The organism is Streptomyces sp. NPDC058646 (assembly GCF_042716875.1).
GTDB lineage: Bacteria > Actinomycetota > Actinomycetes > Streptomycetales > Streptomycetaceae > Streptomyces.
Genome location: NZ_JBHXRK010000002.1, coordinates 319,350 through 334,245 on the forward strand (window position 1 = coordinate 319,350; position 14,896 = coordinate 334,245).

12 protein-coding genes are annotated in these 14,896 nt (G+C 74.2%); 5 read left to right on the forward strand and 7 right to left on the reverse strand.

All coding sequences use genetic code 11. The features are described from left to right. Nucleotides 1-30: 30 nt before the first annotated feature. A complete protein-coding gene (gene lnt / locus ACFWUZ_RS04920) occupies nucleotides 31-1,689 on the forward strand; it encodes an apolipoprotein N-acyltransferase (RefSeq protein ID WP_384367116.1) in 1,659 nt (552 codons plus the stop codon). Between the two features lie 38 nt (nucleotides 1,690-1,727). Then, a complete protein-coding gene (locus ACFWUZ_RS04925) occupies nucleotides 1,728-2,285 on the forward strand; it encodes an NUDIX domain-containing protein (RefSeq protein ID WP_384367119.1) in 558 nt (185 codons plus the stop codon). A gap of 27 nt (nucleotides 2,286-2,312) precedes the next feature. On the opposite strand, the gene ACFWUZ_RS04930 is transcribed toward ACFWUZ_RS04925, so the two are convergent. Both ACFWUZ_RS04930 and ACFWUZ_RS04935 read right to left on the reverse strand, forming a co-directional pair. Then, nucleotides 2,313-3,107 (reverse strand): trypsin-like serine peptidase, encoded by a 795-nt coding sequence (locus tag ACFWUZ_RS04930; protein ID WP_384367121.1) that lies wholly within the window; start codon nucleotides 3,105-3,107, stop codon nucleotides 2,313-2,315. 130 nt (nucleotides 3,108-3,237) lie between these two features. Beyond that, on the reverse strand, nucleotides 3,238-4,710 hold the full coding sequence (locus ACFWUZ_RS04935; RefSeq protein ID WP_384367124.1) for a hypothetical protein: 1,473 nt from the start codon (nucleotides 4,708-4,710) through the stop codon (nucleotides 3,238-3,240). A 160-nt stretch (nucleotides 4,711-4,870) separates the two neighbouring features. On the opposite strand from ACFWUZ_RS04935, the gene ACFWUZ_RS04940 reads away from it, so the two are divergent. Beyond that, nucleotides 4,871-6,160 carry an ATP-binding protein gene (locus ACFWUZ_RS04940; protein ID WP_384367127.1) on the forward strand — a complete coding sequence of 430 codons (1,290 nt, stop codon included), beginning with the start codon at nucleotides 4,871-4,873 and terminating at the stop codon, nucleotides 6,158-6,160. A 224-nt stretch (nucleotides 6,161-6,384) separates the two neighbouring features. Here the strand turns inward: ACFWUZ_RS04940 and ACFWUZ_RS04945 are convergent, their stop codons facing one another. The 5 genes from ACFWUZ_RS04945 to ACFWUZ_RS04965 form a co-directional block, all read right to left on the reverse strand. Next, on the reverse strand, nucleotides 6,385-6,984 hold the full coding sequence (locus ACFWUZ_RS04945; protein WP_384367130.1) for a hypothetical protein: 600 nt from the start codon (nucleotides 6,982-6,984) through the stop codon (nucleotides 6,385-6,387). After that, nucleotides 6,981-8,600, reverse strand: a complete 1,620-nt coding sequence (locus tag ACFWUZ_RS04950; protein ID WP_384367133.1) for a serine/threonine-protein kinase — start codon at nucleotides 8,598-8,600, stop codon at nucleotides 6,981-6,983. The genes ACFWUZ_RS04945 and ACFWUZ_RS04950 overlap by 4 nt, the downstream gene beginning before the upstream one ends. 114 nt (nucleotides 8,601-8,714) lie before the next feature. Next, nucleotides 8,715-9,971, reverse strand: a complete 1,257-nt coding sequence (locus ACFWUZ_RS04955) for a Tm-1-like ATP-binding domain-containing protein (RefSeq protein ID WP_384367136.1) — start codon at nucleotides 9,969-9,971, stop codon at nucleotides 8,715-8,717. A 48-nt stretch (nucleotides 9,972-10,019) separates the two neighbouring features. After that, nucleotides 10,020-10,535: an NUDIX domain-containing protein gene (locus ACFWUZ_RS04960; RefSeq protein ID WP_384367139.1), complete on the reverse strand. Its 516-nt coding sequence runs from the start codon at nucleotides 10,533-10,535 to the stop codon at nucleotides 10,020-10,022. A gap of 52 nt (nucleotides 10,536-10,587) precedes the next feature. Next, nucleotides 10,588-11,643, reverse strand: a complete 1,056-nt coding sequence (locus ACFWUZ_RS04965) for a cation diffusion facilitator family transporter (protein ID WP_384367142.1) — start codon at nucleotides 11,641-11,643, stop codon at nucleotides 10,588-10,590. A gap of 175 nt (nucleotides 11,644-11,818) precedes the next feature. On the opposite strand from ACFWUZ_RS04965, the gene ACFWUZ_RS04970 reads away from it, so the two are divergent. Both ACFWUZ_RS04970 and ACFWUZ_RS04975 read left to right on the forward strand, forming a co-directional pair. Then, nucleotides 11,819-14,206, forward strand: coding sequence for an FHA domain-containing protein (locus ACFWUZ_RS04970; RefSeq protein ID WP_384367145.1), 2,388 nt, complete (start codon nucleotides 11,819-11,821; stop codon nucleotides 14,204-14,206). Beyond that, complete coding sequence (locus tag ACFWUZ_RS04975; protein WP_384367148.1) at nucleotides 14,206-14,886, forward strand: hypothetical protein; 681 nt, start codon at nucleotides 14,206-14,208, stop codon at nucleotides 14,884-14,886. The genes ACFWUZ_RS04970 and ACFWUZ_RS04975 overlap by 1 nt, the downstream gene beginning before the upstream one ends. Nucleotides 14,887-14,896 lie beyond the last annotated feature (10 nt).

A 14,896-nucleotide genomic window follows, 5' to 3' on the forward strand; every position in this document is an offset into this window, starting at 1 on the left:
CCCGGCGTGCGGGGACGTACACTCCGCCAGATGAGCAGCAGTGCCACCCGCGCCGCCGGAAACGAGCCCGCGCAGCCCGCAGACCGGAACGCGCAGCCCGACCGGCCCGCGCGGCCCGCAGACCGGAGCGGAGCGGGCCCCGGAACCACCGGCATCGCGCCTCCCCGCAAGGACACGCGGCCGGCGTTCTGGTTCCGGGCCGCCCTCGCCGCCGTGGCCGGCGTGCTGCTGTACCTCAGCTTCCCGCCCCGCCCCCTGTGGTGGCTGGCGCCCTTCGCCCTCGCCCTGCTTGCGGGATGCCTGCACGGCCGCCGCGCCCGAGCCGGGTTCGGCATCGGGCTCCTCGCCGGGCTGGGGTTCCTGCTGCCGCTCCTCGTGTGGACGGGCGAGGAGGTCGGCCCGGTGCCCTGGCTGGCGCTGGCCGCCGTCGAGGCCCTGTTCATCGGCCTCACCGGGCTCGGCATCGCCCTCGTCAGCCGGCTCCCCGCGTGGCCCCTGTTCGCTGCCGCCGTCTGGGTCGCGGGCGAGGCGGTGCGCTCCCGGGCACCCTTCGGCGGGTTCCCCTGGGGCAAGCTCGCCTTCGGCCAGGCCGACGGCGTCTTCGCCCCGCTCGCCGCCCTGGGCGGCACTCCCGTGCTCTCCTTCGCCGTGGCCCTGTGCGGATTCGGCCTGTACGAGGTGGTGCGGATCGCCCGGAGCCACCCGCGCCGTGCCACCGCGGCCCTGGCCGTGCTCACCGTCGGCGCACCCGTCCTTGCGGGCCTCGCCGCCCGCCCCCTGGTCTCCGACGCGGCCGAGGACGGCACTGCCGTGGCCGCCGTCATCCAGGGCAACGTGCCCCGCCTCGGCCTCGACTTCAACTCCCAGCGCCGCCAGGTCCTCGACAACCACGCCCTGCGCACCCGGCAGCTCGCCGACGAGGTCGCGGCCGGGGCCCGAAGGCCGGACTTCGTCCTCTGGCCGGAGAACTCCTCCGACCTCGACCCGTACACCGAAGCGGACGCCTACGCCGCCATCGACGCGGCGGTCGAAGCCATCGGCGTGCCCGTGGCGGTCGGCTCCGTCCTCGTGCCGGAATCCGGACCGCTGCGCAACACCATGATCCTCTGGGACCCCGCCAAGGGTCCCACCGAGACCTACGACAAGCGCAAGATCCAGCCCTTCGGCGAGCGCATCCCGATGCGCTCCGTCGTGCGGCTCTTCAGCTCCGACGTCGACCGGGTCCGCCGCGACTTCGGCCCCGGCAAGGACCCCGGCGTCTTCGACATGGCCGGCAGCCGGGTCGGCATGGTCACCTGCTTCGAGGCCGCCTTCGACGACGCCGTCCGCTCCACCGTCCGGGCCGGGGCCCAGGTGATCGCCGTCCCCAGCAACAACGCCACGTTCGGCCGGTCCCAGATGACCTACCAGCAGCTCGCCATGGACCGGATCCGCGCCATCGAGCACAGCCGGACCGTTCTCGTGCCCGTCACCAGCGGGGTCAGCGCGGTCATCCGCCCCGACGGGAAGATCGTCCAGCAGACGAAGCTGTTCACCGCGGACGCGCTGGTCGCCGAGATCCCCCTGCGGTCCACGCGTACCCCGGCCACGATCGTCGGGCCCCTGCCGGAGTACGCGCTGCTCGTCGCCGCCGCGGCCGGGTTCGGCTGGGTCCTCACCCGCCGGATCCGGGCCCGCCGCGCCGCCTGAGGCCGGGGTCGGGCCGCGGGGCCTCGTAGGGTCGGGGGATGACCACACCCGATTTCATCCGTGCCATCCGTGCGAGCGCCGGCCACCAGCTGCTCCTGCTGCCCGGCGTCACGGCCATCGTCCTCGACGACCGGGGCCGGGTGCTGCTCGGCCGGCGGTCCGACACCGGACGGTGGTCCGTGATCGGCGGGATCGCGGAGCCGGGGGAGCAGCCCGCCGAGACCGCGGTGCGGGAGGTGTACGAGGAGACGGCGGTGCGGTGCGTCCCGGAGCGGGTCGTCCTCGTCCAGATGCTGGCGCCGATCACCTACCCCAACGGCGACGTCTGCCAGTTCCAGGACATCACCTTCCGCTGCCGGGCGACGGGCGGCGAGGCGCGGGCCAACGACCACGAGTCCCTCGAAGTCGCCTGGTTCGAGGTGGACGCGCTGCCCCCGCTGGAGCGGTTCGCGCTGGACCGGATCCACCAGGCGCTGCGGGACGAGCCGACCTGGTTCGAGGTGCCCGCCGCAAGCGAGGCGAGCGGTGGGGACGCCGGGATCGCCGGAAGCGGCGGGAGCGAGGAGAGCGCCGGGAGTCCCGCGAGCCCCCGGTAGGCCGTACGACCCCGGCCGGACCGGGCGTCAGCCCGCCTCGGCCGCCTCCCGGTACAGCTCGACCGCCCGGTCTCCCAGTACCGCGCTGTACGAGATCTCCGGCACGGTCCCGCCGCCCTCGTGCCCCCCGAGCACCCCGGCCAGCGCGCCGTCGACCAGCCAGGGGCTCCCGCTGGTGCCGCCGCTGAGGTCCGGGCAGCCGATCCGCCGCTGGGTGTCGGAGAACAGGTCGGTGGTGTCGGTGCAGCGCAGGGGGGTCTCCTCGTCGCGCGGGTACCCGATGACGGTGACCGTGGCGTCGTCGGGCTGTCCGGCGGCCACCGGGAAGCCACCCACGAGGTCCTCGACACGCCCGGCCCCGGCCGGGACGCCGTCCGCCGGAACCACCGTGGCGAAGGCGATGTCGTCGTCCGGGTCCTCGCCCGCGGTCCACCCCCGGGCGACGTGGACCCCGGTGATCCGCCACGTGCCGTACGGGGCGCTGCCGTCCCGGTAGCCCGGTGCGAAGACGGTGCTGTCGGGACTGCCCAGGCAGTGCGCGGCGGTGGCGATCACATCGCGGTCGTCGCTGCGCACCACGGCCGCGGTGCAGAAGTGCCCGCCGTCGAGGCCGCCCGCGAAGAGGGCGCCCACCCGGTCGGCCGAGGCGCCGGACGCGGCGCGCGCCGTGACCCCGAGCGGCTGTCCGGCCGCGGTGTCGGGGAGGTCCACGCTGACCAGCGCGGCCATCGCGGTCAGCGCCAGCAGGCTCCGGGACGTCCGCCGGGCGCGGGCGGGCGTGCGGCGGGCCGGGCGGGGGTGCGGGAAGGAGCGGTGGATCATGATCCGAGCCTGCCCGCCGAACCTTTGTGCGGAGCCCAAGGTTCCGTATGAATCCGCTGTGAATCCCGTGGTGCCGCTGTGAAGCCCGGTGCGGGAACCCGATGAACCCGGGGTCGAGCGGGAACCCGCTCTACCCGGGGTCGCGCCGCTCGTAGAGCGTCACCCGGCGGCCCCGGACCTGCCGGTCCTCCACCACCGTGAACCCCTCCCGCAACACCGCCGCCTTCGCCTTGTCCCGCTCCGCCGACGGCGGCTTCGCCACCTTCTCCGCGTCGGTCACGAGCAGCACCCGCCGCTGTCCGAGCAGCGCCGCCCGGATCCGCTCCGGGCCGGCCTCCACGCCCTTGAGGGTGGCCGAGGCGACCGGGCTCTCCGCCAGCGCGACGTCGGCCAGCCCGGTGAAGGCGCCGGGGGAGACCAGCGCCGTGTCCCGCCGGGCAGCCGGGACGAACAGCACCGCGTCCCCCGCCCGGCCCATCCGGGCCACCTCACCGGCCGCCGCCAGCACGTCGTCGATCCGGCTCGCCGGGGCCCGCTTGGCCAGCTCCACCGGCAGCAGGGCCAGCGCCGCGACCCCGAGCACGCCGGGGACGAAGAAGGCCGACGCCCTCGGGAACCGCGGCGCGCAGGCCCGTACCGCCGCGCCCAGGGCCGCCCCGGCCAGCAGGGCCAGACCCAGCATGCTGAACAGCACGTACCGGTCCAGGAACAGCGGCTGGACCAGCGACAGCCCGATCAGCCCGAGCTGCGGCACCGCCAGCAGGGGCAGCCCCACCGCCGCCACCGAGAGCCTGCCGCGACCCGGCCGGTCGGCCCACGCGCCGAGGGCCCCGAGGCCGAGGAGGATCCCCGGCCCGATCAGCATGTGCCAGGTCAGCGGCGGGATCCAGGACACCTGGTCGGCCTGGCGCCGGCTGAACAGCACGAGCGGCAGCGCCCCCGCCACCGCGCCCGCCCCGTACGCGGCCCAGCGCAGCCACACCCCGCGCCCGGCCCGCACCCACCACAGGGTCGCCGCGTGCGCGGGCAGGATCAGCAGCGACAGCCAGTTCAGCAGGGCGCAGACCAGCACGGTCAACCCGTACGCCGCCCAGCGCGGCCGGACCCGCCGCCCGGGCCGGCGGCCCTCCCCGCCGCCCAGGAGGGTCACCAGCAGAAGCGTCGACAGTCCGGCCCCGGCGGCGACCAGAGCGTACGGGCGGCCCTCCTGCAGGTAGAACTGCACGGCCGGAAGCAGCCCGAGGGCCAGGCCGCCGCCGAGCCCCGCCCAGAAGCCGGCCAGGCGGCCCCCGACCAGCGCCACGCACGCCGACGCGGCGGCGACCGCCAGCACGGACGGCAGCCGCAGGGTCGCCGTACTCGCCCCGAAGACCTCGAAGAGGCCGTGCATCAGCAAGTAGTACAGCCCGTGGACGGCGTCGACATGGCCGAGCATGGCCCAGATCTCGCCGGCCGAGCGCCCGGCCACCTGCCAGGTCGCCGCCTCGTCCCGCCACACGCTCTCCTGCCGGGACAGCCCCCACAGACCGAACGCCAGGGTCCACAGGACCGGGACGAGCCAGAGGAAAAGCCCGCGCCGGGCCGCGGGTATGTGGCAAAGCATGAAAGTGCGGGAGTCCTCGCTCTGACGTTCGGGCGGAAGGCACCAGTCTATGGACGCCACGGAGGGTTTACGGCATGGCTGTTGTGCACGACGGAGCGTGAGTGCCCGGCCCTGCCGCCCCTAGCCTCGCCGCAGGAGCACGAACGAGGGGCGGTACCCGGTGAACTGGCTCATCCACGACTACCGCGAGAGCGATCTCGCAGCGGTGGTCCACCTGATCGACACCACGGCCGAACTCGGCCAGGAGTCGGTGTTCTCGCTCGCCGAGTGCATCAGCGCCCTCACGGACCGGCAGCCCTGCGTGGTCGCCGTCCACCAGGGCGTCCCGATCGGCGCCGCCCTGGCCTGCGTCACCGGGGAGCGGGCCTGGGTGATGCGGATCGCCATCGCCTCCGGCTGGCGCGGCCGGGGCCTGGCCAGCGCCCTGCTCGTCGAGCTGGAGCGGCGGCTCATCGCCGCCCGCGTCGGCCGGATCGCCTACGTCCTCCCCGAGGAGGACATGCTCGGCGAGGGACTCCTCAACGCCGGGTACACCCGCCAGCCGGCCGTCGCCTACTTCGAGAAGACCGAGCCGCTGCACGGACCGGCGGCCGGACTCCTCGACGACCTCGGCGGCCGTTTCCTCCCCAACGACCTGTGGGCCAAGGTGGCGGGGATGGAGAAGGAGAAGGACCTCATCGAACGGCGCGTGGTGCTGCCGCTCGCCGAGCCCGAGCGGGCGGCCTCCCACGGGGTGCGGCCACCGCGCGCCATCACCCTCTTCGGCCCGCCCGGCACCGGCAAGACCACCTTCGCCCGGGCCATCGCCTCCCGGCTGGGCTGGCCCTTCGTGGAACTGCTGCCCTCCCGCCTCGCGGACGAGGGCAACCTCGCCGCCGCGCTGCGCGACGCCTTCGCCCGGATCGCCGAACTGGAACGGGTGCTCGTCTTCATCGACGAGGTGGAGGAGATCGCACCGGTGCGCACCGAGCCCGCGCAGCCGGGCGGGATCCACGGGGTCACGAACGAACTGCTGAAGCTGATACCCGGGTTCCGGGAGGGCGACGAGCGGCTGCTGGTCTGCGCCACCAACTCCATCCGCTCCCTCGACCCGGCCTTCCTGCGGCCCGGGCGCTTCGACTACCTGATCCCGATCGGGACCCCGGACGCCGGGGCGCGCGCAGCGATCTGGTCCCGCTACACGGCAGGCCGCGCCGACGTCGACGTCACGGCCCTGGTGGCGGCGACCGAGCTGTTCACCCCGGCCGACATCGAGCACGCGGCGCGGATCGCGGCGCAGGTGTCCTTCGAACGGGACCTGGAGGCGGTGGGCGCCCGGGGCGCGGCGGCCGCGCAGCTCGGCGCGACCACGGAGGACTACCTCGCGGCGGTCCGGCAGTGCCGGCCGACGGTGACCCCGGCCATGACGGGCGAGTTCGAGGCCGACATCACGGCCCACGCCCGCTTCTGAACTCCGCCCCCCGGTTGCGGCGGGGGACGGATGCGCGAACGGCCCGCAGCCACTCCCCGAAGCGGCTGCGGGCCTCCCGCGCGGACTCGGCATCCGTGCGGGAGGCCACGTTGCCCTCCCGGGGCCGGCGCTGCTGCTCACCGCCATGGCGTTCCTCGATCTCGACGGCAGGATCGCCTTCATCCGCCTGCCGTCCCCCTGGCCGCTCCGGACGGCGTCCGGGCCTACGGGCGGCAGCGGTACGTGAACTCCACCGCGGCGGTGCGCTCCGCGGGTGAGACCAGCTGGAGCTCGGCCCTCGCCGGGTAGGTGCCCGCGCCCTTGAACGTCCACAGCAGGTGGAGCCGGGCCTCGTGCTGACCGCGCGGCACCCGCTCGGTCAGCTGCTGCGACTGCGTCCCGTCGCTTCGCTGCCACCGGTACGTGAGGGTTCCCGGCCGCCCGTTGGTCCGTACGACGGCCACCACGTCGGCCGCCGTGTCGCAGGGCGGGCCCGCGGCATCCGTGGTCACCGCCACGTCCCGGACCTCCAGGGCGGGCCCGAACCGCTGCCAGCCGAGGTACGCGAGGACCGCGAGGAGTACGACCCCGGCCAGGGTGTACCGGCGCAGTCCGGCGGCCCGGTGCGCCCGCCGCGGCGGGCCGCCGGCGGTCAGGGGGAACGGCGCCGGCATGGCCGCCGTGACGCCGGGCCCGAACCGGAGCACGGATCCGTCGACCCGGTCGGGCGTCACCTCCGCGGGCTCGGGAGGGCCGGTGAACCAGTGGCTGCCGAGGACGGTCGCGCTGTAGTCGTCGCCTTCGGGGGCGCGCGGATCGCTCATCGCGGGACCTCCTGGTCCTGACAGCGCACCAGCTGCTGCGAGGCGGACGCGGACGTGTTCCCGGCGGCCGGCCTGGTGGTGACCCTGACCCCGCCGTAGCAGCCGCGCCCCCGGGTGAAGGCGTGGCTCTGGACCGCGGTCGAGGAGCCGGCCGGGATCACCAGGGTGTCCGTGCCGTCGGGCACGGTGTGGGCGCCCTGCGTACTGCCGAGGAACCACTCCACGACGACGGTGACCGGACCGGCCCCCTCGGTGGCGACCGAGACGGTCGCGTCGCCGCGGTGGATCCCCGGCTTCAGCGAGACGTCGACCTTCGTGACCTTGAACGTCGGGGTGGGCGTCGGCGTGGGCGTCACGGTCGGCTTCGGGGTGGGCGACCAGCTGACCGTCGGCGTGTGGCTCGGGGTGGCGCTCGGCGAGGCCGACGGGGACGGGCTCGGGGACGCGGAAGGGGACGGGGAGGCGGAAGCGGACGGCGACGGCGACGGGCTCGACGAGGCCGAAGGGGCCGGGGCGGGCGAGGCCGGACCGGGCGGGGCCGGGCTCGTCGTGGCGAACGCGGTCAGCGCCGAGGCACCGCCCGGCGCCGCGCCGATCGCGTCCGTCGTGACCAGCAGCACCGTCCCCAGCACCAGCGCCAGCCCGGCCGCCAGCAAGCCGCTCCGGCCGGGCGCCCAGCCCGAGCCGCTGCTCAGCGTGGTCGTGGCCACGTCCGCAGTCCCGGCGGCCGCAGCGCCCGCCGAGGGGAACAGCAGCGGCAGCAGTGCGGCCAGCGCCGCCAGCTTGCGCTGGCCGCGCTCCTCCCACTGGGGCCCGTACGCGGCGAGCGCCACGCCCTCCAGTTCCGCCACGAACGCCTCGGCGTTCTCCGGCCGCTGCTCGGGCTGCTTGGCCAGCCCCCGCCGGATCAGCGGACGTACGGGCTCCGGCGCCTCCGTCTCCGGCACCGGCGCCTCGATGTGCTGCACCGCGAGCTCCGCGAAGTTCTCCCCGTCGTACGGCTTGCGCCCGGTCAGGCACTCGAAGAAGGTCGCCGTCGCCGCGTACACGTCGGCCGCCGGCGAGGCGGGCCTGCCCTGCCACTGCTCGGGGGCCATGTAGGCGGGGGTTCCGGCCACGCCCGGGGTGGCACCGCGGTCCACCGCGATGCCGAAGTCCACCAGCTTCGACGAGCCGTCGGCGGAGACCAGCACGTTCTCCGGCTTGTAGTCCCGGTGGACGACCCCGGCCCGGTGCGCGGCGGCCAGCCCCAGGAGGGAGCCCTTCAGCACCACCAGCGCGGCCTCGGCGTCGGCCCGCCCGGAACGCTTCAGGAGCGCGCGCAGGGAGATGCCGTCCACCAGCTCCATCACGATGGCCGCGCCGCCGGGCGCCTCCACGTACTCGTACAGCCCCACCACGTACGGCGACCGCAGCCCGCCGAGCAGGCGGGCCTCGGCCCGGAACCCGCCCACGAAGGCCGGGTCCTCGCGCAGCCGGTCGCTGAGGTATTTCACCGCGACCGCCGTGCCCGTGCCGTCGTGGACGGCGAGCACCACGCGGCCGCTGCCTCCCGAGCCGAGTTCTCTGATCTCCGTGTAACCGGGGACCGACCATGCCGTCCGCGTGCCGTCCATCGTTCCCGCCCCCCTGCCGTGGCGCCACCGTGCCCCAAGTACGGCCGGTCCGTGACCGGCCACCCCGTGGGACACGATTTCCGCCACGGCCGGTTCCCTGCCGCGGGGGGTGTCTCAGGCGGCGGCCGAAACCGCTCCGATCATGGCGTGCAGCCGGTCGGCCGCCGCCCGGCCGAAGGCCGGGTCGTTGATGTGGGTGTCGTAGTCGTAGAGCCGGGCGGCGCTGCCCCGCAATCCTTCGCGCAGCGCCGAGAACAGGGCCTGGTCCGCGTCGGGGTCATGGTAGGGCCCGCCCGGAACACCGAGCGTGGACAGTCCACGGAGCGGAACGCAGACGGCCGTGGGCCCGGTCGACTCCCGCAGTTTCGCCGCCACGCTGCGGCCCAGCTCGGCGCACTCGGCCTCCGTCGTCCGGATCACCGTGATGGACGGGTTGTGCACGTGGACGCGCCGGTAGCGCACCCGCTCGGGCAGGGTCTCGAACGGGCCGAACTTCACCATGTCCAGCGCCCCCAGGCTCACCACCTGAGGGATCCCCGCGCGCCCGGCCGCGCTGAGCCGGTCGGGGCCCGCGGTGAGGATCCCGCCGCACTGCTCGTCGGCGAGCTCGCTGAGCGTCAGGTCGAGCACGCCCGCGAAGACGCCCTGGCCGGCCAGGGTCTCCAGGGTGCGGCCGCCGGCTCCGCTGACGTGGAAGACCAGCACCTCGTACCCCAGCCCGGTCAGCCGCTCCCGCGCCGCGTCCACACCGGTCGTGGTCACGCCCGCCATGCTCGCCGCGACCAGCGGCCGGACGCCGGCGCCCAGCCGGGGAGCGCGGCGCGGATCCAGGCCCGAGCGTTCGAAGGCCCTGGCCATGCCGGCCACCGCCTCGACCGCGTTCACCAGGACCGGTTCGGAGATGCTGTTGATCCCCGCGACGTCCACGACGCTGTACATCATCGTGATGTCCGCGGAGCCGACGTACGGGGAGACGTCCCCGGACGCCATGGACGAGACCATGAGTTTCGGTACGCCCAGCGGCAGGGCCCGCATCGCCCGGGTGGCGATGGAGGTGCCGCCGCTGCCGCCGATCGCGAGCACCCCGTGCAGCCGTCCTTCGGCGTGCAGGCGCAACAGGGTGGCCTCCGCGCCCCTGGCCATCGCGGTCACGGCCGCGCCCCGGTCGGCGGCCGCGCGTAGTTCCGACAGTTCCGTTCCCGCTGCCCGGGCGACCGCGTCCCGCGGTACATCCGCGGGCACCCGGGGTTCACCCATGATTCCTGTGTCGACCAGTACCACTTCGACGCCGGCACGCCGCAGTCGCTCGCGCAGCCAGCCGTACTCCACACCCTTGGTGTCCAGGGTTCCCACCAGCACGACGTTCGTCATGTGTGTAATGTCCACGCGGCCGGGGCCGCTTGGCAAGTCACGGTCGGGTCAACCCTTCAGGAGGTCCAACAGCCTTTCCAGGAAGGGAATCTGAGGTGGCATCACCTTGATTCTGGCCACCGGCGGGGTGAACCAGGCCACCCGGTCCAGTTCGGGGAACTCCTGTACGTTTCCGGAGTGCGGCGGCCACTCCATGGTGAAGGTCCCGGGCACCATCAGCGCGGGGTCCAGGTCCGCCTCCACGGCCCAGATCGTCACCAGCTTCCCGCTGGCCAGCCGCACCTCGCCCAGCGGTAGGTAGTCGCCGTCCGGCGGCGGCAGCCCGATCTCCTCGGTGAACTCCCGGCGGGCCGCGTCCCGAGGCGTCTCGTCCGGCCCGTACTCGCCCTTCGGGATGGCCCAGCCGCCGGTGTCGCGGCCCGCCCAGAGCGGGCCGCCCATGTGACCGAGCAGGACCTCCACGCCGGGACCGGCTCCCCCGTCCGGACCGGCCTCCCCTACGGGACCGGAGTCCTCGCCGGTCCGGCGGAAGAGGAGCAGGCCGGCACTGCGTTTGCGCGTCATGGGTCCATCTATGCCCCGCACGCGCGCCGGTCAGTGATCGGAGCGGGGCCGTTCAGTGGGCGTGCGGGCCCTGTCGGTGGACCGGACCGTGGGCGTCCGCGCAGTGCAGGGGATCCTCTCCGCCGGAGCCCCCGCCCACGCGGCCGACGGTCAGCAGGGAGTCCTGCGCGTGGTCCACCTGGAGGGTGGTGTGCGTGATCCCGTACTCCTTGGCCAGAAGTTGCTCCAGGTCGCGGCGCACCGCGTGGCAGTCGCCCGCCGGTTCCACGAGCACGTGCGCGGAGAGCGCGGCCTGCCCGGAGGTGATCGTCCATATGTGCAGGTCGTGGACCTCGGTGACCGGCGGGTGGCCGACGAGCCGGTCGCCCACCGCATCCGGGTCCACATGGGCCGGGGCGGCCTCCAGGAGGATCCGGCCGGACTCCCGCAGCAGGCCGTAGCCCGCCTTCACCATCAGCGCCACCACCACGAGCGTGGCGATCGCGTCGGCCTGCCGGAAGCCGGTGGTGAGCACGATCAGACCGGCGACGGCCGTCCCGATGAACGCGAAGAGGTCGTTCAGGATGTGCTGGTAGGCGCCCTCGACGGCGAGGGAGGACCGGTTCGCCCGGGAGATGCACCAGGCCGCGGCCACGTTCACGGCGATGCCCGCGAGCGCCGTCACCACGACCAGGCCCCCCTCCACGGGGGGCGGGTCCATCAGCCGCCGGACCGCCTCGTACGCCAGCCAGACCGCCAGCAGGAGCAGGGTCAGGCCGTTGGCCTGGGCGGAGAGTATCTCCGCCCGCTTGAGGCCGTACGTGAAGCCGCCGCGGGCGGGGCGGGTGGCCAGCCGCATCGCGATCAGAGCCAGCACGATCGAGACGGCGTCGGTCATCATGTGGGCCGCGTCGGAGATCAGGGCCAGGGAGTTGGCGATCACGCCGATGACCACCTCGACGGCCATGAACGAGGTGATCAGGCCGAGCGCGATCGCCAGCCACCGCCGGTCGGCGTCCGCGGAGAGGCCGTGACTGTGCCCTCCGGGTCCGTGCCCGTGGTCGTGACCGCCCGGCCCGTGCCTGCCGTCCGCGCCGCCGCTGTCCTTGCCGTGGTCGTGCCCGCTCATGGCGTCCCCCGTCCGTTCGGGCCCGTCTGTCCGGTCCGTCGCGTGAAGTGAAGCGCACCGCGGCGAGATCGGCAAAGGCTGCAACGGGGACCGTTGTCATTACCCATAAGACGCCTCTGACCTGCGACGATGTCTGTCCGGTGCCGCGTCGGCCAGAACGTGGGAAAATCTGCTCATGGTCCTGCGCCCCGGTGTGCCGACCGCACCCGAGCTCGTCCTGGAGACCGACCGAGGCTGCACCGCGATGAGCCCGGGCCGGGTGTACCACGTCGGCCGCGACCCCCACTGCGAGATCTGCCTCGACGACGACCGCGTCTCCTGGCACCACGCCGTCCTGCGCCCCGACGGCGACCACTGGACGGTCGAGGACGAGAACAGCACCAACGGCACCTGGGCCGACGGCCACCGCGTCCACGAGTGGAGCGTCGGCGCCGGCAGCGAACTCCGCTTCGGCAGCCCCTCGGACGGGCCGCGCGCCCTCCTCCTCGACGCCGCACCCAGCTCGCAGCGCTACCCGGCGGCTCCCCGCCCGGAGGCCGCCGCGCCGTCCCGGATGCCCCGTCCCGACCTGTCCGGCCCGTTCCGCCGGCCGACCACCGTCAGCGCCCTGGCCGAACGGACCGTCGTACGCATCGGCCGCGCCCTCGACAACGACCTCGTCATCGACGACCTGGTCGTCTCCCGGCACCACGCCGAACTGCGGACCCGCGCCGACGGCACCCACGAGATCGTCGACCTCGCCAGCCACAACGGCACGTACCTCAACGGCGCCCCCGTCCAGCGGGACGCCCCCGTCGCCGAAGGTGACATCGTCGGCATCGGTCACTGGGCCTTCTGCCTCGCCGGGGAACAGCTCCAGGGGTACGCGGACACCGGCGAGGTCTCGCTCGACGTCCAGGACCTCACCGTCGCCGTCGACCGCGGCCGCAAGACCCTCCTCGACCACGTCTCCTTCCCCGTCGGCGCCAAATGCCTGCTCGCCGTCGTGGGCCCCAGCGGAGCGGGCAAGTCCACCCTCCTCGGCGCGCTCACCGGACTGCGTCCCGCCGACCACGGCGCCGTGCTCTACGGCGGCCGCGACCTCTACCGCGACTACGCCGAGCTGCGCGGCAGGATCGGCCTCGTCCCGCAGGACGACATCCTGCACGCCCAGCTCACCGTCAAGCGCGCCCTCACCTACGCGGCCGAACTGCGCTTCCCGCAGGACACCGCCAAGGCCGAACGCGAGGCCCGGGTGGACGAGGTCATCACGGAACTCGGCCTGCGCCAGCGCGCCGACCAGGCCATCCACAGCCTCTCCGGCGGCCAGCGCAAACGCGTCTCCGTCGCCCTGGAACTGCTCACCAAACCCTCCCTGCTCTTCCTCGACGAGCCCACCTCCGGACTCGACCCCGGCATGGACCGCTCGGTCATGCACATGCTCCGCGGGCTCGCCGACGACGGGCGCACGGTCATCGTGGTCACCCACAGCGTGCTCAGCCTGGACGTCTGCGACCGCCTGCTGGTCCTCGCACCGGGCGGGCGCATCGCCTACTTCGGCCCGCCCGGCGAGACGCTCGGCTTCTTCGGCTTCACCCAGTGGCCCGAGGCCTTCGAAGCCTTCGAGAACCAGCAGGACCGCGACTGGGCCGGGGAGTACGCCGCCTCACCGCTCCACCGGACCTACGCGGACGTCTCCGGACGGCTCCCGCGCACCGGAGCCGACCGGGCGCAGCAGCCCGCCTTCGCCGCTCCGCCCAAGGCCCAGAGCTGGGGCTCCCAGCTCTCCACCCTGATCCGCCGGTACGCGTCCGCGCTCAGCGCGGACCGGACCTTCCTCGCCATCATGGTCGCGCTGCCCTTCGTCATGGGCGCCATGACCCGCGCCCTCGCCGGCAGCGTGCTCACCCGGGACACGGCGATGAACGCCCTGCTCATCCTGTGCGTCGGAGGCGTGCTGACCGGGGCGGCCAACGCCGTGCGCGAACTGGTCAAGGAGAGGACCATCTACCGGCGCGAACGCGCCGTGGGACTGTCGCGCTCGGCCTATCTGATGTCCAAGGTCGTCGTGCTGGGCGCCATCACGACCGCCCAGGCCGTGGTGCTGACCCAGGTCGGCCTCTTCGGCGTCGACCTGAGCGCCCCCGGTGGCCGGGGGGTCTTCCTGCCGCCCCTGGCCGAGATCACCGTCGTCGTCGCGCTGCTGGCGTTCACCGCGATGATGCTCGGCCTGCTGGTCTCCGCACTCGTCGGCAAGGAGGAGGTCACCATGCCGCTGCTCGTCCTCCTCGCGATCGTGCAGGTGGTCTTCTGCGGCGCGCTCCTCCCCCTGGACGGGGCACCGGTGCTCGGGCAGCTGGCCTGGCTCGTGCCGTCGCGCTGGGCCCTGGGCGCCATGGCGGGCACCGTCGACCTCGGCGCCCTGGTGCCCGGTACCCTCACCGACGACCCGCTCTTCGCGCACAGCGCCGGGGTGTGGCTGCTGGACGTCGGGATGCTCGTGGTCCTGTCCGTGCTGTTCGGCTTCCTCGTCATCCGGCTGCTGCGCCGCCACGAGCCGGTGATCATGCGGAAGCAGGCCTGATGAGCAGCCTGGTGGAGTCCGGCGGGGAGGTGGATGACTTCCGGCCCACCCACGTCGTCCCCCAGGAAGGACTGCCCGCCTGGGAGGCCCCCGACGTCTCACGGCCGACCGCGCCCCTGGATCCCTTCCTGCCCGTGCAACTGATCGCCCGGACCGGGGAATGGGCACAGATCCTCTGCTCCAACGGATGGTCGGCCTGGGTGGACGGCCGGCTGCTGGTCTCCGTACCGCAGCCGCCGCCGACGGCCGGCGGCGCGGCCCCCGCACGGGCCGAGGACCCCCGGCCACTGCTCGTCCAGAGCGCAGAGGCCCTGGAGCGCTACCAGCGCGCCGCCGGGGAACTCGCCTCGGGGCGGGTGGACACCGACGCCTTCCGGCGCACCGTACGGGGACTGCGGGCCGGGGTCGTCGTCGACGGGGAGTCCGTCTGGCTGTACGACGAGTCCGGCGGGCGCTGGCTCTACGGCGACGGGAGCAGCCTGGCGACCTATGCCGTCGCCGAGGGGCCGGGGCCCGGGTCCGCACCGCCCCAGCCGCCCGGAACGGACGCGCGGGCCGACTCCCCCCGGGGCCAGGACCCGCGGGCGGACTCCCTCCAGGCGCAGCTCGACGTCCTGCCCGAGGGGACCACCGGATCCACCGGGCGCGACCCGACCCGCATCACCGACCCGCCCGGGTAGGCGGTCCCCG